This window comes from Streptomyces sp. NPDC044704 (genome assembly GCF_056433525.1).
Genome location: NZ_JBWKGY010000001.1, coordinates 785,521 through 805,245 on the forward strand (window position 1 = coordinate 785,521; position 19,725 = coordinate 805,245).

Below are 19,725 nucleotides of genomic sequence, written 5' to 3' on the forward strand. Positions count from 1 at the left end.
TGAACGCCGATGAACGGCTCGTGAACGAGGAGAACGGATGACAGCATCTGCCGGCTTCCGGCCACGGGGCCCCCAGCGCCCCGACCCGGCAGCGGCCCCGCCGGAGTTACGTCCCTGGGCAACGCTCATGAGTCGGGTCCACGACGAGCTGTACGAGGCGCTCGATCCGGCCGAACGGCCCACCGTGACGGCACTCGCCGATGCGGCCCACCTCAGCCGGTCGTACGTCTCGGAGGCCTTCTCGGGCAAGCGGCGGCCGCAGCTGATCCCGTTCCTGTCCATGGTCACCGCGCTGCGCGGGGACCCTGCCGAGTGGGAACCCCGCTGGCACCGGGCCGCGGCCGCGCAGGAGTCGGCGGCCACCGAGGAGACACCGGAACCGGTTCCGCCGCTGCCCGGCGTCGAAGACGACTCCGCGGACGAAGCCGCGGACGGGCACGCGGGCGGGCATCGGCACGAGGACGGGAACGCGGAGGGGGACCGAGCGCAGCGGATACCGCCCCCGGAGCCCGGGGCCGCGGAGCCGCCGCACTCCCCGGGGACCGGCACCGGCCCCGACGGGGGCCTGCGTCGCTACCCGGTCCGCCGGTCCGTGCGGGCCGTCCTCGCCTGGGTCGTCCTCGTACTCACCTGGCCCCGCCGGGTCCGCCGGGACAGCGCCGCGGTACGCCTGCGCCGCCGTCTGGTCAAGCAGGTCCGCGACCGGACCGCCGTCGAATGGGGACGCGCGGAGGCCCACCTCTACCTCCAGCCGAGGTACACGATTCTCACCGTGCGCGAGGACGCCGGCCCCGGGCGCGGCCGCAGGGGGAGGCGGGCCCGCCGGGCCGAGCCGGTGGCTGCGCCGACGCCGGTGACGAACATCCGTACGCTCTTCGAGGACACCGACGACCTCGTGCTGCTCGGCCGGCCCGGCATGGGCAAGACCACCCAACTCGCCAGGCTCGCCCACCGGCTGGCCGTGGAGGCCTTGGAGGGAACCGACGAAGCGGAACCCCTCCACGTCCCCGTCTACCTGCGCCTGGACACCTACCGCGGTGAGCCGTTCGAGGAATGGCTGGTCACCGCGATGGGGCGGCAGTACACCGGGATCTCCGGGATCCTGGTGCGGACCTGGCTGAGCGAACACCGCCTGCTCCCCGTACTGGACGGCCTGGACGAGGTCCCCGAGGCGGACCGTTCCAAGTGCGTCGCGGAACTGCGACGCCTGCGCCGGATCTGCCCCGGCATGGCCGTCGGCTGCCGCACGGACGAGGCCGATCTGCGCCGCCTCGCCTTCGACCTCAGGGCCCTGCGCTACGTGGAGATCCAGCCGCCGAGCCGGCAGGACGTCCAGGAGTTCCTCACCGCCGACCGGCAGGCCCTGGCGGACGTGCACGTCGCCCTGGAGGAGGACCCGGACCTCTGGCAACTGCTCCGCTCCCCGATGATGCTCGGGTTCATCCGCGTCACCTACCGCCACAGGTCCGCCGACGACCTGCGCCGCCCGGGCAGCCCGGCCGAGCGCCGCGGCCGGATCTTCGACGCGTACGTGCGCGAGTGCCTGCTGCGCGAGCGCCCCCGGCCGGACGACTCCCCGGAGCGGACGCTGACCTGGCTGACCTGGCTCGCACGGACCCTCACCGAGCGGCAGGAACACGTGCTCTATCTGGACCGGCTCGACCTCGGCTGGCTGTCCCGCACGGAACAACTGCTCCCCAGGATCGTTCCGAACCTCGCCATGTCGGTCTGCGCGCTGGGACTGCCCGTCCTGTGGGTGGCCGCGGCCGTGCACGCCGGAGTGCTGGAGGCCAGCGTCGCCGGCGCGGCGGCGCTCGCCACCGCCATGGCGGCCACCTGCGCGGTGACGGCCTACCACTCGGAGACCCGCACCCTCAAGGCCGACGAGGCCGATGAGGCCGACGGAGCCGGGGGAGCTGGGAGAAGGGGCGGAGGCGGCGCGGCGGACGGCCATCACGACCGCGACGACCGTGACCGGGGAGCCGTTCTGGGGCCCGTGGCCGCCACCGGCCCTCTGATGGTCGTCATGGTGTACCTCATGGTCTACGTGGGACACGTCGACCTGACGGCACCGGGACCGGTGGTGGTGGCGCTCGCGTACCTGTGGGTCACGGCCACGCAGATAGAAGGCTCCTTGACGGACGTCTTCCAGCCGGTGGAGCAGATGCGGTGGACCTGGCGGCGCAGTGAACGGATGATCTACTCCAAGGTCAAGTTCCACATCGTGCGGGGGGCGTTGGCGCTGTTCATGTGGGTCGCCATCGAGGCCCTGCTCGGTTACGTCGTCCACCTGCTGTGCCCCGAGCCGGGATGGATGGCCCCGGTCGCGGCCGCACTGCTCGGTGTCGTCTACCTCATCGGCAACCAGTTCGAGCCGTCGCTCCAGGACCGCCGCCCCCGCCCCAACGAGGGCATGCGCCGTACGGTCCGGTTCTCCGTGGCCCATGGCTTCGCCGGGCTGGCCGTGGCCGTCGTCGGCCTGATGGTGTTGGTCGGCCTGGCGACACCGGGCCACGACCTGCGCCGCGCCGCCTTCGTCGCCGCCCTGCTGGGCGTCCTGTTCGCTGTGGTGCGCGGATTCCGGTTCGGCGGCCTGGCCGTCCTGCGGCACTGGACGATCCGCGCGATCCTCGCCCACCGGGGACGCACCCCGTACCGCTACCGGCGGTTCCTGCACACGGCGGAGGAACGGGTGCTGCTCTTCCGTACCGACAGCGGGTTCTTCTTCCCGCACCGCCTGCTCCAACTGCACCTGAACACGCACGTCGAGCAACTGCTGCCGCGCATCACCCCGCGGCCGTGACGAGGGGCGGTCCTGTCCGCCCTCGCTAGGGGTATCCTTAAATCCATGAGCGAGTCCTCTCCCGCCGTCGATGCCATCCGCTCCGTGATCGCGGACCTCGCGGCCATCCCGGACCCCGCCGAGCGGGCCCGCGCCATCGGAACCGTCCTCGACGCCGTCCCCGCTCTCCAGGCCGAACTCCGCGCGACCCGGCAGGCAGCCGTCGTCGAGCTGCGTGCCACCCAGTCCCTCGCCGAGGTGGCCAAGGCCCTCGGCATCTCCGGCCCGCGCGTCTCCCAGATCGCGTCCGGCGTCAGCCGCACGTCGAAGAAGTAACGAGGTCCCGACGGGGCGGCGGACACGGGACACCACCTTTCCGGCGTAGCCGCAATCATCGAGGATCGCCGTCTTCCAGGTCACGCTTGTCCGAGAGCGGACCGAAGAGCCGAGGCCCCCTCTCCGGCTCTCCTTCGCACGCGTTGCCCCGCTTCTCTCGGACGGTGGACCCAGATGCCCCAGAAGACCCCTGCTTCGCTCTCGACGAACCGTGCCGCACTCACCCACCGCGTCGGCTACGCCCTGCGCCATCCCGAACGGGTCGGCCCGTATCTGCTGCGGTCGGCCCGGGACGGCTGGCTGCGGCTCGAACACAGGGATCACGTGTCCTACTACCGGGCCGTGATGGCTGCCGACGCCGCCCGCGGTCCGCAGGCCGCCGTCGGCAGCCGAAGCCATGAGCGCTGGCTGGCGCTCGGCCACATGCAGTTCGAGTACCTGCTGGAGCACGGGCTGCGCGGCGACCACCGCGTCACCGCAGGTGCGGCATGGTGACGTCGACCGAACCGGTGACACCGGTCCCGGTCCCGGCCCGGACCCCGGGCCGGCTGCTCGTGTCGTGGCTGACGACGACGGACCACAAGAAGATCGGCCACCTCTACCTGATCGCCTCGTTCGGCTTCTTCCTCATCGGCGGCGTCATGGCGTTGCTGCTGCGGGCCGAGCTGGCCCGGCCGGGGATGCAGATCGTCTCCAACGAGCAGTACAACCAGATCTTCACCCTGCACGGCACGATCATGCTGCTCTTCTTCGCGACGCCGACCTTCGCCGGGTTCGCCAACGCGATCATGCCGTTGCAGATCGGGGCGCCCGACGTGGCGTTCCCCCGGCTGAACATGCTGTCGTTCTGGCTGTTCCTCTTCGGTGGGCTGATCGTCGTGGGGAGCCTTCTCACCCCGCAGGGCGCGGCCGACTTCGGCTGGACCGCGTACACGCCCCTCAGCAACATCCAGCGCACCCCGTCCATCGGCGGTGACATGTGGATCATGGGGCTGGCGTTGTCCGGGTTCGGCACGATCCTCGGCGCGGTCAACTTCGTCACCACGATCATCTGCATGCGCGGTCCGGGCATGACCATGTTCCGGATGCCGATCTTCACCTGGAACGTCCTGCTCACGTCGGTTCTCGTCCTGTTCGCGTTCCCCGTGCTGGCGGCCGCCCTGCTCGTGCTGGAGGCGGACCGCAAGTTCGGTGCCCACGTCTTCGACCCGTCCAACGGCGGTGCCCTGCTGTGGCAGCACCTGTTCTGGTTCTTCGGGCACCCGGAGGTCTACATCATCGCCCTGCCGTTCTTCGGCATCGTCACCGAGATCTTCCCGGTCTTCTCCCGTAAACCCCTGTTCGGCTACCTCGGCCTCGTGGGCGCCACGATCGCGATCGCGGGCTTGTCCGTCACCGTCTGGGCGCACCACATGTTCGCCACCGGGGCGGTCCTCCTGCCGTTCTTCTCGTTCATGACGTTCCTGATCGCGGTGCCCACGGGCGTGAAGTTCTTCAACTGGATCGGCACGATGTGGCAGGGCTCGATCTCGTTCGAGACGCCGATGTTGTGGTCCGTCGGATTCCTGGTCACCTTCCTGTTCGGAGGGCTGACCGGCATCATCCTGGCTTCCCCTCCGATGGACTTCCAGGTCACCGACTCCTACTTCGTGGTCGCGCACTTCCACTACGTGGTCTTCGGCACCGTCGTCTTCGCGACGTTCGCCGGCTTCTACTTCTGGTGGCCGAAGATGGCCGGCACCATGCTCGACGAGCGCCTGGGGAAGATCCACTTCTGGACCCTGTTCATCGGTTTCCACACCACCTTCCTCGTCCAGCACTGGCTCGGCGCCGAAGGCATGCCCCGCCGCTACGCCGACTACCTGAGCGCTGACGGATTCACCGCCCTCAACACGCTCTCGACCATCGGCGCGTTCCTGCTGGGCCTGTCCACCCTCCCGTTCCTCTACAACGTGTGGAAGACGGCGACGACCGCTCCCAAGGTCACCGTCGACGACCCGTGGGGATTCGGCCGCTCGCTGGAGTGGGCCACGTCCTGCCCGCCGCCCCGGCACAATTTCCTCACCCTGCCGCGCATCCGCTCGGAATGCCCGGCCTTCGACCTGCACTACCCGGAGATCACCGCACTGGACAAGGCGGGCGGTGAGGGCAAGCGCGACGCGCTCGACGATCCCGGCAACCGGGAAACCCCCGGATCCGGCAGCGGCACCCCCGGGCAGTAGCGGGAGAGCGAGGAGCCGGTTTCGTACGTACGTCCTGATTTCCGGGTGATTCTTGACGTACGTCCGCCGGGTGCCGACGATGCTGATGGAAGCCAAAGGCAGCTGGCCCCAGAGCGTGTGGGGAGGCAAACATGACCACGATGGTGCGCGACGATCACTGCGAGGCCGCAGAGGCCGCAGAGGCCGCAGCGGCCGCAGCGGCCCCGGAGGCCCCCGAGGCCGTAGTGGCCGACATCCTTGAGATCGGCATCACCCCCGCGATGTCGGGGCTGCCGGTCCGCGCGTGCGTGAGCGGCGAGATCGACTTCCACAACGCGGCGGCCCTGCGCGAAATCCTGCTGATCGCCCTGACCTCCCACCGCTGCACCCTCCTCGTCGACATGCGGAGCGTCACCTTCTGTGACTGCGCAGGCCTGAACGCCCTGCTGACCGCACGCCTCGCCGCCCTGCGGGCCGGGCGCAGCCTGCGGGTGACGGCCGCCAGCCGACCCGTCGAGCGGCTCTTCCACCTCACCGCCACCCGCTCCCTGCTCACCTGAACGTGTCCGCCCGAAAGCCAGTGACCGCCATGACCGCATCGACCCCCCCGGCCCCCAGGCCGTCTCCTCCGGATCGTGCCGGGCCGGTGCCGCCCGGCACCGGCCCAACCGGCAAGATCCGGAAGAGGCGGCCCGGCCGTGAAGCCGGCCCCCGCCGCGCCTCCCGGGCCGTCGGCACCTCCGCCGTGCCGGTACGGGCTGACCAGGCTGTTTCGTGGGCGGTGGGAACGCTGATGGCGACCACCCCGGCCCCGGCCCGCGAGGCCGAGCGCATCCTGTCCGCCGCTGCCGCGCGGGCCGGCCTGCCGGAGGCCGTCCTCGCCGCCGCGCTGTCCGACGCCTCACGCGGCGTACCCGTACCCGTCCGTACGGAGCGGGCCCTGCGCCAGGCCGTCCACGCCGCCCGCAGCGCGGACACCGCGCCCCGAGCCGACCGCCCGCCCCTGCTCCCGCTCCAGTCGGACGCCGAACAGGCCCTCGGCCGGTTCTTCGAAGCCCGCCTGCGCCTGACCGCCACCCCGACCGACCACGACGCACGCCGCGCCTTCGAAGACACCCTGTTCACCCTGTGCGTCCTCATGGGCCGGCCCAGCGCCCCCGCCGCGCTGCACGAAGCGGTCCAGTACGCAGAGATTTGAACGGACCACAGCCTGTGGTCGAGTCGCCCCCGGGCGTCAGGCAGGGGTGAGGTCGAAGCCGGCCGGCTGCTGCTGGAAGATCAGGCAGTCCCGCCCGGGGCGGGCACCGCTTTCGTACGGGTGGCCGGCGGGCACGTGGAAGTAGGAGCCCGCCGGGTGCTCGGTGAGCTTGCCGTGGTCCACCACGTAGTAGGTTCCGCCCAGCACGACCACGGTCAGGTCGACGCTGTGCAGCCGCGGCCCGTGTTCGGTACCGGCACGGACGCTCAGGAACGCCTCGTACGGTCCGTCGCCGAGGACGTCGCCGCGTACGTTGGCGTACTGCACCAGCCCGCTCGTGCCCGGCAGTTCCTTCCACTTCAGGTTGGGGCCGGGGAACGAGATCAACATCGTCATGGAGGTGTCCTTCCTCTGCTGGAGGCGGCAGGACGCGCCCTGCCGCAGCGCGTACCGCGCACGAAGCGTGACGATCGTCAGCTTGCCACGGCGGCCCCGACGGGCAGCGGAAGGCGTGCGGACGTCCGGGTTCGACGGCGCCGGGACCGGCGTCGCGCGGGGCCGTGGCCGGGGCCGGCCCCGGGAGCAGGTCACTTCCGCCAGAACAGGTGGTGCGTCACCCCGCTCGGGCTCGGAACGACCTCCAGGTGGAACCGGTCGAGCAGCTCGTCGGGGGACTCCCAGAGACGTACTCCTGACCCGAGCTCCATCGGTGAGACCGCCACGTGCAGGGTGTCGACGAGGTCGGCGTCGAGGAACTGCCGGATGGTCGTGGCCCCGCCGCCGAGCCGGACGTCCTTGCCCTGCGCCGCTTCCCGGGCCTGCCGGAGGACCTCGGCGGGGTCGCCGTCGACGAAGTGGAACGTGGTGTCGGACAGCGTGAAGGAAGGACGCTCGTGGTGGGTCAGGACGAACACCGGGGTGTGGAACGGAGGCTCGTCACCCCACCAGCCCTGCCACTCATGGTTGAGCCAGGGCCCGCGCTGGGGACCGAACTTGTTGCGGCCCATGATCTCGGCGCCGATGTTGCGGGCGTAGTCCCGCGTGAAGTAGTCGTCGAGGCCCCGGCTCCCTCCGGGGTCGGTGCGCATGGGCCAGCTCGCCGTGGCGCCGGCCCAGGCGAACAGCCTCTCGGGATCGACGTGACCGAATGGCCTCTCAAGGGTCTGGTCCTCACCGGCGCCGATCCCGTCACTCGAGACGTTGAAGTTCTGGACTCTCAGCAGCTGGGCCACGTGCTCCTCCTGCGTTGTCGCTTCTTCTCAGTGCAGTTGCTCGGCCAGACCGACGATGACGCCCTCCGGGCCGCGGACGTAGCAGAGCAGATAGCTGTCCTCGAACCGGGCCATCTCCCCGAGGAGTTCGGCGCCGTGAGGGCGCAGGCGGGCCACGGTGTCCTCGATGTCGTCGACGGCGAACATGACGCGGTGCGTGCCGAGGACGTTGTGCGGCCGGTTGCGCGGCCCGGTACTGATCGCCGCGGGGCTGCGGTACTTCGACAGCTCTAGCCGGCTGTGACCGTCCGGGGTCCGGAGCATCGCGATGTCACAGTGGACGCCGTCGAGTCCGGTGCACTGGTCGGCGACGACACCCTTGACCTCCGCCCTGCCCTCCAGCTCCATGCCGAGTTCCACGAAGTACGCGATGGCGGCGTCCATGTCCTCGACGACGATGCCGACGTTGTCCATCCGCTGAATCGCCATGCTGGCCTCTCCTTCTTCCTCGTGCGGCCGGTGGCGGCCTCCGATGCTCCTGGGACGGAGCCGGTCGCACGTTCTCGACATCCTCAGAATGGCGGGGTCCGGGGTGCCGGGGCCGAGGCTGCTGCGGCGGACGCGGCTGTGGCCCGCATCCCTCAGGGGATGCGGGCTCCGGTGCCGTGGACCTCGTCCTGCTACCGGCGGTCGTCCAGGTCGTCCTGGATGTCGTCGAAGGACTTCTGGCCGCTCTGACGGGCTTCGTCGGCGCGCTCGCGCAGGCGGTCCTGCTCGGTGCGGCCCCGCTGGGAGGCTTCGTCCTGCTTGCCCTGGAGCTTGTCCTTGGCCTTCTGAGCCTTCTCCTGCATTTCGTCCTTGATGCCCATGAGGGTGGTACTCCTCGTTGTGTGTGGTGGGGGCGATCGATTCTTGTCGAGCCTGGCACGGAGCGCGGAGGAGTGCCTGGTTGCGTTGAGCCGACCGAGTGCCCCGCCCCATCTCAGAGACCCTGTTATCGTGCGCCGATGTCCACGATCAGGCAGTTCCAAGTGACCTTCGACTGTGCGGAACCCGCGCGTCTCGCCGGCTTCTGGTGCGAGGTGCTGGGGTACGTCACACCTCCGATCCCGACGGGGTTCGCCACGTGGGAGGACTGCCATCGCTCACTGCCGCCTGAGGACCAGGTGATCTACTTCGCGTGCAGCGATCCCTCGGGTGTGGGCCCGCGCCTGCTCTTCCAGCGCGTACCCGAAGGGAAGGTCGTCAAGAACCGGCTGCACCTTGACGTGCGGGCCGGCACCGGACTCGTGGGTGAGGAGCGCCTGACCACGCTCGAAGCCGAATGCGCCCGGCTGGTGGCGCTCGGCGCGGTACACGTGCGAACGATGCGTGCCGATGGCGAGAACGAGTCCTGCATCGTGATGCAGGACATCGAGGGCAACGAGTTCTGCCTCGACTGAGGATCCGCCGAGTCGGCGGGTGAAGTGATGGCTTGACGGGCCGCCTTACATGCTGAGGGGACCATCTGGCGCCTTTTCGGTGGGGAATGAGGGCTCCGGAAGGTTGATCACGGCGGGCCCATGTGTTCAACTGCCGTTGTGTATTCATCAACTAACGTTGGGTGTACGCAGTAACGGCGCATCAAGGGGGGACTCGATGTCCATCGTCAAGCGTTCCGTCGGCCACGGCGGCACTTTCGCCACCGCGATCCCGCTCGCGGTCGCCCCCGCGTCTGCCCCGAGCTCGCTCTGACTGTTGCCGACGCAGTGTGCGTCAGCCCCTGACGGACGGTCCGCTCTTCTGCTGGGCGATGGGTCCGTGAGGCGAATCCCGTCCGGGGCTGAGCGGGGGCGGGCCGTGCGCGATCCGCCGCCGGCTTCGCCCCGCACCGGACCTGCGTCGACGCCATGATCAAAAATGGTTGCAGTCTCAACATCTGTCACACCGTCACCAGGAGAACCGTGTATTCGCCGCCTGCTCAACACGCCCCCTACCCCCAGCAGCCCGTCCGGCGCTGGTGGCAGCGCACGGCAGTGATCATCACCGCGCTCGTGCTGCTGCCCCCGCTCGGGATCGCGCTGGCCTGGATGACCCGGTGGACGCAAGGCAAGAAGATCGTCGCCTCCGTGCTCTCTGGGCTCTGGTTCCTGATCGTGCTGTTCTCCGGCGGCGGCGACGACAAGGCTGCCGACGACGCCAAGGCCGGGGCGGCCAACGCCGCGACGGCCTCGCCGGGTTCCTCCGCCGCCGCTCCGGGCAAGGCCGCGGCGCAGAGCGCGGCTCCCGCGCTGCCCACCGTGGTCTCGATGCCGTTCGATCAGGCCGAGAAGGCCCTCAAGGGCGCCGGGGTGGCCAAGGTCAGCGCGCTGAGCGTCTACACCGATGTGCCGCTCGCCTCGTACCACCGCGACTGGGGCGTCTGCTTCCAGAGCCCCGAAGCCGGAGCGGCGCCCGCCGACGCCACCCTCCACCTCGTCGCGCCCGGCAGCACCTGCCCGGCAGCCACCGGCACCCGCCTCCACGCCGAGGCGACACGGGCCCCGGCCACGCCCAAGGCGGAGACGGGGACCTCCGGTACCGGCGGGGGCGGAAGCGCCTCCTACAAGAACTGCGACGCAGCCAAGGCGGCCGGTGCGGCGCCCATCCGCAAGGGACAGCCCGGCTACCGGTCCGCCCTCGACAAGGACGGCGACGGCATCGCCTGCGACAAGTAGTCCCGACCTTCTTGCGGCCCTCACGACCTGCCGGACCGGTGGCACGGACCCGCCTCCGTACGGACCGGGTACCGGGGGCCGTACGGAGGCGGGGCGGGTGGTGGTGCGGGGAATCAGGTGCCCAGGGGGGCGCCGCGCCACTGCTGGTTGGTGTGCTGCGGGGCGCAGTCCCAGATGCCGAGGCGGGTTCCGTTGCCGGTGGCCCAGCCGAGGGCGTCCAGGCACTTGCCCGAGTGGACGCTGCGCAGCAAGCCGTCCGGCAGCAGCTCCCACTTCTGGTTCAGGCCCTGGTGGCAGGTGTTGAGCCCGATGTGGGACCCGTTCTCCGTCTTGGCGTACTGGACGTCCATGCAGCGGCCGAGGGCGCGCACGGTGCCGTCGCTCTCCAGCCGCCAGGCCTGGGCATCGGTTCCGTTGCACTGGTACAGCTGGATCGGGGCGCCGTCCTTGAGGCTGCCGCCCTTGACGTCGACGCACTTGCCCGAGTGGACGCCGGTGATCTGGCCGGAGCCCGGCGGAGGCGGCACGCTGCAGTAGATCTCCACGAGCACCTGGTAGTAGCCGTTGCCGCCGATCGGATTGGCGGCCGGGCCGGCCGAGCGGGCGCAACGCGAGGTCTGGTAGCCCTCGTTCACGGCGGCCGCGTAGGCGGTGTTCCAGGCGGCATCGACGGCGATGTTGTACGGGCCGTAGCCGGTGCCGAGGAAGTACTTGGGGGCGGTGGGCGCCAATGCGGCGGCCGGGGCGGCGGTGGTGCGCGCGGGGGTGACCGCGGTGGCACTCGCGGTGCTGCTCGCCGCGGCGGGCGCGGTGAGCAGGGTGGTCGCGGCGAGGAGGGCGGTGGCCGTGGTCGACAGCCATCGAACCAGCTTCACTCCGGGCTCCATTCGGGTAGGTGGTGGCCGTGCAGGAACGTGCGCCGCCGGGGCCCCGCGGTCATTGCGACCCTAGCCGCGGGCCGCTGTCGCGGAGTCTCACGGTGGTATCAACTCCAGCCAAGGTTCGGCTGGTTGACCGCTGACCCGGTCGGCCGCCGGATGGGTATCGTCCGGGGACCGTGAAGATCCCCCCGGGCCTCGGCGCCCTGTCAGCCGCCCTCGCCTCGCACTCCGTGGTCAACCTCTGCGGCCCCCTCGGCAGCGGAAAGAGCACACTGGCCGGCCGGCTGCCCGTGGCCGCCCGCGTCGACCTGTGCGGGCTGCCGGCCCCCGCCGCCGCGGAGCGGGTACGGGGGCTGCTCGCCCGGGCAGCGGAGGGGGACGGGGCACTTGGGGGCGGAGTACTGCTGGTCGACAGCGTGGACGGCCCCGGCCAGGCCGAGGCCGTGACCGAGGCGCTGGCGGAGCCCCGCCCCTTCGACGCTCCGGGGCCCCCGGCTCTGCTGGGCGCCGGGGGGTTCGTAGGGACCTCGGGGCGGCGGAGATGGGCATCGGGGGCGCCGTCGGTGCTGGTGGTGAGCCGACGGCCGCTGCGGGGGCTGCCCGGCTGGGCGGACCGGTACGCGCCGTCCCTCGTACCGCTGCGGCCGTGGCCGGCCGAGGACGTCGAGGACCTCGTCAGGGCGGCCGGTCTGGAGGACGAGGAGACGGTGGCGCTGGCGGTGCGCCTCGCGGGCGGGCACCCGCTGCCGGCCGTCCTGGCCGCCCGGGAACTCCTCGCCGGAACCCCCGCCGACGCGCCCGGCGCCGTCGCCGACGCGGTGGCGGAGGAGGTGCTCGGGCTCCTCGACCGAGAGCGGCCGCGGCCCGGCGGCCGGGACCGGCACGCGCTGCGGCTGCTGGCCACCGTGGGCGCCGGGGACGAGCGGCTGCTCACCGCGGGGCCGGAGGTGTTCTCCGCGCTGGCCGCGTTGAGCGTGGTCCGGCGCGGGCCGCTCGGACTGGCGGTGCGCGAACCGTACCGGTCGCTGTTCGAACTGGCCTACGCCTGGCGCAGGCCGCAAGCCCACCGGGACGTCCGGACGCGCGCGGCCGGGTACCGGCAGACGCTGCTCACCGAACGCCGGGACCCGCGCGATCAGGCCCGGATCGTGGAGCAGGGGCTGTTCCTGTCCGGCGAACCCGCCCTGCGGCGTTCACTGTTCCCGCCGGTCGAGGACGATGCGCTGATCCGGCCCGCCCGCTCCGGCGACGCCGAGGACATCGGACGGCTGATGCGCCGCTGGGCGGTCCGCAACGGCTTCGACCCACGGCGTTCGGAGCGGGTCACGGAGGGCTGGCTGGCGTCGGCCCCCGCCGCGTTCCACCTGGCCCGGGACTGCGACGGGGCGGCCGTGGCGCTGGCCGCCCTCGTACCCGTCGGCCCGGACACCGCCGACGGCATCGAACCGCTGCTCCAGCAGCACGCACCCGGCCTCCTCGCACCCCGGCCGGCGGCCGACGAGGATGCCGGCGAGGGTGGCAGCCCCGGCGGCGGACCGCCGGCCGGGGGCGGGCCCGGGCTGTTCCTGGGGGCGGCGTACGGTGCGGACGCGGGCGCGCACGCGCAGATGCTGCGCCACATCCTGGTGCAGGCGACCCTCGCCGGGCACCTCCTCGTCTCCACGGCGAGCCCGGACTACCAGAGCCTGCTGCACGCGCTGAGCTTCCGCCGGCACGGCGGCATCCGGGACGACGTGTACCGGTGCGGGCGCCGCCCGGAGGTCTACAGCCAGGAGTTCACCGCCACCGGCCTCGCCGGGTGGATCCGCCGCGTCGGCACCGGCCCTGGCGTTCCCCCCGGGACCGTACCCCCGACCGGGGCAGGGCTCGCGGCCCTGACGGGCCGGGACCTGCCGGCCCTGGTCGGCCGGGCCTTGGCCGGGCTCCGGGACCCGGGAGGCCTCGCCGGGAGCCCCCTGCTGGCCCTGCCGGATCTGTCGTCCCCGCCCCGGCTGCGCGCCTGGCTGACCGACCGCGTGGCAGCCCTCGCCGCCTCCTCGGCCTCCACCGACAGGGAGGCGGGCGCCATCCTGGCCGCGTACTACCTGGGTCGGTCGCGCACCCACCACCAGATCGCCCACGGCCTGCACCTGAGCCGCGCCACCTACTTCCGCCGGCTCCGCCGCGGCCTGACCCTCCTGGCCGCCCAACTCCCGCCGAGCCCGTGGCCACCGGGCGGCCACCGGTGAGCGGCGGACTGCCCGTGTCCGACGGCCTGGCCGGCGCGAACACCTTGGGCCGGCCACCCTTGGGCTTCGGATGCAGCGAGTCGAAGCCCTGGAAGCAGACGCTGTGTCACCCGGCGCGGCGCCGGAACTCCTCTAGCCATCGCCGTACTTGTTCGTCGTCGTGCAGGTACGGCTCCCCGGGCCCCGGTCGCAGATCGATGCCGTAGAGAAGACCCAGTGCCCACCAAGACAGTTCGTCCCAGTCGAGCGTGTCGTCGACGACCCACCGCCCGGCCCATCGGTCAGCCGCTTCACGGCTCATGTGCCCCTCGGCCAAGGCGACGAAGCACGCCTCGATCTCGTCCAGGTTCGGCTGCCCACCACTCATGGGCGTCACCGTACCGGGGAGGGGATCGGAGTGGGGGACCAATCCTGGTATAGGCCATTTTTATGGGGTCATGGAGGAATGTGATCTACCGGGCTATACGGGGGCTTGTGAGGCTTACAGGACTGCACCCGCGGATGTGAAGGATCGACAGCTCCTGTGAATCTGAAACGTATGACTGTTCTCGCCGCTGCCTCTGTAGTCGGCCCCACGGCTTTGATGGCGGGTTCGGCGACGGCGGATGAGGTTCGCCGTCCGGCGGTCTCCGTCCCGGACCTTCCCGTCGGCGCCGCTCCGACTCCCGGGGAGAGCGCCCCGGTCGAGGATGAGGATGAGGTCGAGGTGCCTGCGACGGAACCACGGCCGACTCGCCCCGCGATCGGTGAACCGGCCGTCGGCGGGATTCCGGTCGGTCAACTCGTGGCTGGCACGCCCCCAGTCGGGGCGCCGGTGGCCGAGACGACCGAGAGGGCTGAGCCGTCGGCGGGCTTGCCGGCCCCGGGCGATGCCACGGGCAGGGTGAACGATCCGTCACAGGCTCCTGCCGCTCGGGCGGTGGACGGCCTGACGGCCCACACGGAAGGGGTCCCGGATTCCTTCGTGGCGGGGGGAGGGTGGGGCGGGTTCTCCGTCGTCGTCACCAATGCTTCAGGACAGCCCCGGGGAGGACACGACATCCAGCTGACCCTCAACGTGGTCGACGAAGGGGATCTGATCCCGGGACGGGATGTCCGCGCCCAGTTCTTCGCGGGCGGTGTGTGGCGGGAAGCCCCCCTCGTCAGCGATCCCGACCTCGGGGACCTCGACATGGTGCTGCCCGGCGCGCTCTTCGATTTCCCGGCGGCCCGGACCGATGTGCCGGTCCGCCTCGCGTTCACGGACAAGGCCCCGCTCATCAACTTCTTCGTCACCGCCACCATGATCGGCGACGACAGCCTGTCGGAGTGGGCGGCCTCCAAGATCGTCGCACCTGAAGGCGGCGAGGAACCGGGCGGTGAGGAGCCGGGCGGGGAAGAGCCCGGTGGTGAGGAGCCGGGCGGTGAGGAGCCGGGCGGTGAAGAACCCGGAGTCGAGGAACCGGAAGTCGAGGAACCGGGAGCCGAGCGACCCGGCGGTGAGACAGGTGACGACCAGGAGAGCGGCGGCGTTGGTGCCCCCGACCCCGGCGCGGTTGCTCCTGGTGCCGGGACCGGTGGCGGGGGTATGCCGATGGGCGGTCGGTCGGGTGACAGGACAGGTGGACGGCTCGCGGAGACCGGCACGGACGCTGCTGCGACCTGGACCCTCGGCGCGGCGGGAACAGCGCTCGCACTGGGTTCGTCGCTGATCATCGGCGTCACACGGTCTCGTCCCAAGGGCAACAGAGCAGCCTCGTAGGTGACGACGGCAGTGGTGGGGCTGCCTTCCGGCGAGCCCGCAGGGCCCGGCGCCCGCTTTCGTCGGAGACCAGGTCCCACCGGTCCGTCGCCGACCGGGCGGGCGCCGACGAGGCCGTCGCCGTCGTCCGCGCTGCCGCGCGGGAACCCGCGCCCAGCCCCGCAACTGCCGTGACCGGTGCGGCCGTTGTCGAAGGCTGGAAGGAGGGCTGGAAATCCGTCTGCGGGTCGGTCCGAGGGTAGGCCGTGCGCGCCTTCTGGCCGGCCTCCATCCGGACGGTCCGGCGCACCGCTTCGCGTTCTATGACGGTGTGGACCACGGAGCCGAGCGGAGTTCGGCAGTGCTGCGCCGTGCCCGTACGGCTGGAGGGGCGTCGGAGGACTTGCCCACGGCGATCATGGAAACGATCGCCCAGCCCGGATCCGGGTCGAGTTCCTTGGTGAGGGCCTCGAGGTCGAAGGCGCGGAACTGGTGGGACGACAGTCCCATCGCCTGTGCCTGGATGGTCAGGTGGGCCACGGCCTGACCGAGGTCGTAGTCGGCGAACTCGGAGTAGAGGGTTTCCGAGTCGTCGGAGTACCGGCGGGTGAACGTGACGATCAGTAGGCTCGCGTCCATGGCCCACCGGGCGGAGCTGGCCGCAAGGCGGGGCACCACGCGCTCGTAATCCGGCTCACCGGGCCTGACCGGCAGGAACCCCCACGGCTGGGAGTTCCCGGCGGAGGGCGCCCACCTGGCCGCTTCGAGCAACAGATCAAGGGTACGGTCGTCGACTCCGGCCGACGGGTCGAACGTGTACGGGCTGAATCGGCCGGCCAGCAGCGGGTGGACCCCACCGGGCCTCATAAGATCATCGGTCATTTGTGCTGCCAACAGCCCGTCGCCCCGGTTCATTCCGGTCGGCGCCACGTGCACGGCATCGTCCCGGCCACGGCGACCGGCCCGCCCGTCGGCGACGCCGCCCCGAAAGACCCCTTTCCCCTTTTCGTCCTCTTGACGATATTGGCATGGCTGATTATCGTCGCATTGACGAAATCAAGGGAGTAAGCCATGGCCGACATCACCCGGCGCTTCGGCTGGCGCCATCTGCGCTCAGCGCCCACCACCCACATCCGCCACCACAAGCGCGGCCGACTCGTCCACGACGGGCGGGGGCTCAGCTTCTGGTACCGGTCGCTGTCGGCCGCGCTGTCCGAAGTCCCGGTCGATGACCGGGAACTGGCCATGGCGTTCCACGCCCGCACGTCGGACTTCCAGGACGTCGCCGTGCAGGCCACCGTCACCTACCGGATCAGCGATCCGGCCGAGGCCGCGGACCGGCTCGACTTCTCCGTCGACCCGGACACCGGAAGCTGGCGCGGCGCGCCCTTGGAGCAGATCGCCACGCTCCTCACCGAGACCGCGCAGCAGCACACGCTCGACGTACTGGCCCGGACTCCGCTGGCCGTCGCCCTGGTGGACGGAGTCGCCTCGGTACGGGAGCGGGTCGCCACCGGTCTCGCCGCCGAGCCCAGGCTTCCGGCCACCGGCATCGAGGTGGTGGCCGTACGGGTCGTGGCGATCCGCCCCGAGGCCGAGGTCGAGCGCGCGCTGCGGACCCCGGCCCGTGAGCAGATCCAGCAGGAAGCGGACCGGGCCACCTACGAACGGCGGGCCGTCGCCGTCGAGCGTGAACGCGCCATCGCCGAGAACGAGCTGGCCAGCCAGATCGAACTGGCGCGACGCGAGGAAGAGTTGATCGACCAGCGCGGCACCAACGCCCGCCGTGAAGCCGAGGAGAAGGCGGCGGCGGACGGCGTACGGACCGAGACCGAGGCGGCCCGCAAGGTCCGCCTGGCCCGCGCGGACGCCGAGGCGGCGCGCGAAACGGGCGCGGCCCGCGCCGAGGTCCAGGCGGCCTGGCTCCGCGTGCACGACGAAGCCGGCCCGGGCACGCTGCACGCCCTGGCGGCGACCCGGCTGGCGGAGAACCTGCCGAGGATCGAGAGCATCACGCTCTCTCCTGACGTCCTCACCGGGCTCCTCACCAGGCTCGGACGTCCGGAAGGCGGCTCGGGCGAGTGAGTCTGGCCCCGCGGGCCGTGGTCGTGCACCGCAGGACCGAGTACGAGGAACTGCTCGCCCGGCACGGGACGCACGGGCAGGCCGCGTTCTTCCTTTCCAGCCGGGGCCGGTCGATCGACGAGGTGGTCCGCCGCCACGACCGCACGCGTCAGGCGCTGCGGGAGGTGGCGGCGGCGGTACCGCTCACCTGGCGCAGTTCCCGGGTGGAACGGGCCGACCTCGACCGCTTCCTGTTCGCCCCGGAGGACGTGGTGGTCGTGGTCGGCCAGGACGGCCTGGTCGCCAACACCGCGAAGTACCTGCACGGACAGCCGGTGGTGGGCATCGACACCGACCCCGGGCGCAACCCCGGCGTCCTGGTCCGTCACCGCTGCGCCGACGCGCCCGCGCTCCTGCGTGCGGCGACCGCCGGCGGCCGGGCGGAGGAGCTGACCATGGTCGAGGCCGTCGCCGACGACACCCAGCGCCTCGTCGCGCTGAACGAGATCTACCTGGGCTCGCCCGGTCACCAGACGGCCCGCTACCGCCTGGGCTCCGAGGGCGAGGAGGGCCCGGGCGAGGCCCAGGCGTCCTCCGGGGTGCTGGTCGGCACCGGCACGGGCGCCACCGGCTGGCTGCGTTCCCTCTGGCTGGAACGCGGCAGCCTGGAGGGGCTGCCCGCACCCTGTGACCGGCGGCTCCTGTGGTTCGTACGCGAGGCCTGGCCGTCCCCCACGACCGGAACGACGAAGGTCGCCGGCGAGCTGGGGCGGGGGCAGGGACTGCGGCTGACCGTGGAGTCGGACCGGATCGTGGTCTTCGGCGACGGGATGGAGGGCGACGCCCTGGCACTGACCTGGGGCCAGAGCGTACGGCTGGGCATCGCGGAGACATCGCTCCACCTGGTGACGTGAGCGCCCTGCCCGACCGGTTCCGGCCCTTTCCGTAGGCGACGGTCCGGAAGGCGTGGCTTCGAACAGTTCGCGCCGGTTATCCGGCTTCTGCTCCGGGCTCCGGCCGATGACCGCCCAACGTGTCACGGCAGGTCATGAAGCAGGCAGGGCGAGGCGCATCACCCACCGGCCCGCAGCAACACATGGCGCATACACCGACCCTGGCCGAATGTGCCCCTGGCTCATGCGGAACGGAGCGGGAAGCATCCACCGTGTTGGTAGAACCTCCACGAGACCGGAGTGACCCATGTTTGCTCGTACGTCACGTATCGCCATCGCAGCAGCTACCACCATCCTGGCCCTGGGTACGGGCGCCGCCACCGCGAACGCGGCGCCCGCCCCGAGGAACTGCGTGCTCAACATCGATTCAGGCAGCATGCGGTGCTACGGCACCTTCCAGGAGGCGATCACCGCCTCCACTCACGGACGGATCACCGACGCGCCGCTGTCGGCGAAGCACATCGACCAGAAGCTGGCCGACCGTCTCAAGGCCTCCGCCGACACCGCCGGGGCGCAGGACGCGCAGCTCGGCGTCGTCTACACGGACTCGAACTACGGTGGCTCCGCCCTGGTCTTGACGGGCGGCAGCGGTTGCCAGAGCGGCAACGGCCGCGACGCCCAGATCAACCTCGAAGGCACCTGGAACAACTCCGTCAGCTCGCTGACCACGCTGTCCTGCTGGCTGGAGTTGTGGGACGCCCCCAACACCTCCGGTATCCAACAGGAGTACCAGCAGTCGACCTCGTACGTTGGGGACGCGATGAACGACCGGGCGAGTTCGGTCGCCCTGCTCTGAGGACACCATCACGCAGCGGCGCCCAGCTCCCGCGCATCGCGGGAGCGGGGCGCCGCTGCGCACGTACTGGGCCCGTGCAAGTCACCCGCACCACCTGGCGGCTCACCCGGGACTGGGTCCCACCGTCGCGGCCGTGATCAGGGCTGGTTCGCGATCCGTCGGCCGAGCTGTTCGAGGAATTCCTGCAAGCTGGCCGCGGCGAGCTCGAAGTCGTCGAACCAGGACGCCGTGGTGGACTTCCAGACCCGTCCACTGTCTCCGATCGCGAACAGGTGGCCCCCGCCGTCGCCGGCGAAGACCAGCGCGATCCATTCGCCGGCGATCGGAGCGGGACCGTACGCGCGGAAGTCCTCCGCGGTCTTCGCGGGCGAGTGGACGAAGTACCCGCTGTCGACATCGGGCAGGGAAGCCTCGCTGATCACCCAGTAGAGCGTGGTCAGGTCGGAGGGGATCGGCGTCAGGTCCACCAGCGCGTCCGTCGCCCGGTGGCTGTCGTCGGTGGCGAGCGTCACGGAGTTCTGGCCGGGTGGAAAGCCGTGCGCCGGGAGGAAGGACCGCATCAGCTCCGTCAGCGCCGCATCGGCCTGCTCCCACCAGGACCGGACCCACTCCGCGTCAAGCCGTTCACCTGCCACGATCCCCCCTCACCGACACGTGTG

At 71.3% G+C, this 19,725-nt stretch carries 20 protein-coding genes and 2 pseudogenes; 13 read left to right on the forward strand and 9 right to left on the reverse strand.

Annotation, left to right across the window (positions count from 1 at the left end; all coding sequences use genetic code 11):
* The first annotated feature begins 127 nt into the window (after nt 1-127).
* The 6 genes and pseudogenes from AC07B0_RS03660 (at nt 128) to AC07B0_RS03685 (ending at nt 6,517) form a co-directional block, all read left to right on the forward strand.
* On the forward strand, nt 128-2,803 hold the full coding sequence (locus AC07B0_RS03660; protein ID WP_478896519.1) for an NACHT domain-containing protein: 2,676 nt from the start codon (nt 128-130) through the stop codon (nt 2,801-2,803).
* Nucleotides 2,804-2,848: 45 nt separating this feature from the next.
* The gene (locus AC07B0_RS03665; RefSeq protein WP_478896521.1) at nt 2,849-3,118 is read left to right on the forward strand and encodes an RNA polymerase subunit sigma-70; all 270 of its coding nucleotides are present in this window, start codon (nt 2,849-2,851) and stop codon (nt 3,116-3,118) included.
* 174 nt (nt 3,119-3,292) lie between these two features.
* A pseudogene (locus tag AC07B0_RS03670) lies at nt 3,293-3,592 on the forward strand (methyltransferase); the annotation flags it as partial.
* 14 nt (nt 3,593-3,606) lie between these two features.
* Nucleotides 3,607-5,340, forward strand: coding sequence for an aa3-type cytochrome oxidase subunit I (gene ctaD, locus AC07B0_RS03675; RefSeq protein ID WP_478896523.1), 1,734 nt, complete (start codon nt 3,607-3,609; stop codon nt 5,338-5,340).
* A 131-nt stretch (nt 5,341-5,471) separates the two neighbouring features.
* Complete coding sequence (locus tag AC07B0_RS03680; protein WP_478896525.1) at nt 5,472-5,879, forward strand: STAS domain-containing protein; 408 nt, start codon at nt 5,472-5,474, stop codon at nt 5,877-5,879.
* Between the two features lie 233 nt (nt 5,880-6,112).
* Entirely contained in the window at nt 6,113-6,517 is a 405-nt protein-coding gene (locus AC07B0_RS03685) for a DUF5133 domain-containing protein (RefSeq protein WP_469382509.1), read from the forward strand.
* Between the two features lie 36 nt (nt 6,518-6,553).
* Here the strand turns inward: AC07B0_RS03685 and AC07B0_RS03690 are convergent, their stop codons facing one another.
* The 4 genes from AC07B0_RS03690 to AC07B0_RS03705 all read right to left on the reverse strand — a co-directional run bounded on the left by AC07B0_RS03690 (nt 6,554) and on the right by AC07B0_RS03705 (nt 8,597).
* Nucleotides 6,554-6,913 carry a cupin domain-containing protein gene (locus AC07B0_RS03690; RefSeq protein WP_356880778.1) on the reverse strand — a complete coding sequence of 120 codons (360 nt, stop codon included), beginning with the start codon at nt 6,911-6,913 and terminating at the stop codon, nt 6,554-6,556.
* A gap of 191 nt (nt 6,914-7,104) precedes the next feature.
* Nucleotides 7,105-7,749 carry a dihydrofolate reductase family protein gene (locus AC07B0_RS03695; protein WP_469382508.1) on the reverse strand — a complete coding sequence of 215 codons (645 nt, stop codon included), beginning with the start codon at nt 7,747-7,749 and terminating at the stop codon, nt 7,105-7,107.
* A gap of 27 nt (nt 7,750-7,776) precedes the next feature.
* Nucleotides 7,777-8,217 (reverse strand): VOC family protein, encoded by a 441-nt coding sequence (locus AC07B0_RS03700; RefSeq protein ID WP_469382507.1) that lies wholly within the window; start codon nt 8,215-8,217, stop codon nt 7,777-7,779.
* 191 nt (nt 8,218-8,408) lie between these two features.
* Nucleotides 8,409-8,597, reverse strand: coding sequence for a hypothetical protein (locus tag AC07B0_RS03705; protein WP_356880772.1), 189 nt, complete (start codon nt 8,595-8,597; stop codon nt 8,409-8,411).
* Nucleotides 8,598-8,735: 138 nt separating this feature from the next.
* Here AC07B0_RS03705 and AC07B0_RS03710 point away from each other — a divergent pair, with 138 nt between their 5' ends.
* Nucleotides 8,736-9,170: a VOC family protein gene (locus AC07B0_RS03710; protein WP_469382506.1), complete on the forward strand. Its 435-nt coding sequence runs from the start codon at nt 8,736-8,738 to the stop codon at nt 9,168-9,170.
* Nucleotides 9,171-9,671: 501 nt separating this feature from the next.
* Nucleotides 9,672-10,424 (forward strand): excalibur calcium-binding domain-containing protein, encoded by a 753-nt coding sequence (locus tag AC07B0_RS03715; protein WP_469382505.1) that lies wholly within the window; start codon nt 9,672-9,674, stop codon nt 10,422-10,424.
* Nucleotides 10,425-10,537: 113 nt separating this feature from the next.
* Here AC07B0_RS03715 and AC07B0_RS03720 read toward each other — a convergent pair whose 3' ends face one another.
* Nucleotides 10,538-11,299 carry an RICIN domain-containing protein gene (locus AC07B0_RS03720; RefSeq protein WP_356880767.1) on the reverse strand — a complete coding sequence of 254 codons (762 nt, stop codon included), beginning with the start codon at nt 11,297-11,299 and terminating at the stop codon, nt 10,538-10,540.
* 182 nt (nt 11,300-11,481) lie between these two features.
* On the opposite strand from AC07B0_RS03720, the gene AC07B0_RS03725 reads away from it, so the two are divergent.
* A complete protein-coding gene (locus tag AC07B0_RS03725) occupies nt 11,482-13,533 on the forward strand; it encodes a hypothetical protein (RefSeq protein ID WP_469382504.1) in 2,052 nt (683 codons plus the stop codon).
* 106 nt (nt 13,534-13,639) lie between these two features.
* Here AC07B0_RS03725 and AC07B0_RS03730 read toward each other — a convergent pair whose 3' ends face one another.
* The gene (locus AC07B0_RS03730; RefSeq protein ID WP_469382503.1) at nt 13,640-13,900 is read right to left on the reverse strand and encodes a hypothetical protein; all 261 of its coding nucleotides are present in this window, start codon (nt 13,898-13,900) and stop codon (nt 13,640-13,642) included.
* A 171-nt stretch (nt 13,901-14,071) separates the two neighbouring features.
* On the opposite strand from AC07B0_RS03730, the gene AC07B0_RS03735 reads away from it, so the two are divergent.
* Nucleotides 14,072-15,274, forward strand: coding sequence for a hypothetical protein (locus AC07B0_RS03735; protein WP_478896530.1), 1,203 nt, complete (start codon nt 14,072-14,074; stop codon nt 15,272-15,274).
* 300 nt (nt 15,275-15,574) lie between these two features.
* Here the strand turns inward: AC07B0_RS03735 and AC07B0_RS03740 are convergent, their stop codons facing one another.
* Both AC07B0_RS03740 and AC07B0_RS03745 read right to left on the reverse strand, forming a co-directional pair.
* Nucleotides 15,575-15,892 (reverse strand): nitroreductase family protein, encoded by a 318-nt coding sequence (locus tag AC07B0_RS03740; protein ID WP_469382529.1) that lies wholly within the window; start codon nt 15,890-15,892, stop codon nt 15,575-15,577.
* 60 nt (nt 15,893-15,952) lie between these two features.
* Nucleotides 15,953-16,168: pseudogene (locus AC07B0_RS03745) on the reverse strand (nitroreductase family protein); the annotation flags it as partial.
* Nucleotides 16,169-16,324: 156 nt separating this feature from the next.
* Between AC07B0_RS03745 and AC07B0_RS03750 the strand changes: the two are divergent.
* The 3 genes from AC07B0_RS03750 to AC07B0_RS03760 all read left to right on the forward strand — a co-directional run bounded on the left by AC07B0_RS03750 (nt 16,325) and on the right by AC07B0_RS03760 (nt 19,066).
* Nucleotides 16,325-17,338, forward strand: coding sequence for an SPFH domain-containing protein (locus AC07B0_RS03750; protein WP_356880759.1), 1,014 nt, complete (start codon nt 16,325-16,327; stop codon nt 17,336-17,338).
* Nucleotides 17,335-18,231, forward strand: a complete 897-nt coding sequence (locus tag AC07B0_RS03755; protein ID WP_478896532.1) for a hypothetical protein — start codon at nt 17,335-17,337, stop codon at nt 18,229-18,231. The genes AC07B0_RS03750 and AC07B0_RS03755 overlap by 4 nt, the downstream gene beginning before the upstream one ends.
* A gap of 286 nt (nt 18,232-18,517) precedes the next feature.
* Complete coding sequence (locus AC07B0_RS03760) at nt 18,518-19,066, forward strand: hypothetical protein (protein WP_356880755.1); 549 nt, start codon at nt 18,518-18,520, stop codon at nt 19,064-19,066.
* A gap of 137 nt (nt 19,067-19,203) precedes the next feature.
* On the opposite strand, the gene AC07B0_RS03765 is transcribed toward AC07B0_RS03760, so the two are convergent.
* The gene (locus AC07B0_RS03765) at nt 19,204-19,701 is read right to left on the reverse strand and encodes a hypothetical protein (protein WP_356880753.1); all 498 of its coding nucleotides are present in this window, start codon (nt 19,699-19,701) and stop codon (nt 19,204-19,206) included.
* Between the last annotated feature and the right edge of the window lie 24 nt (nt 19,702-19,725).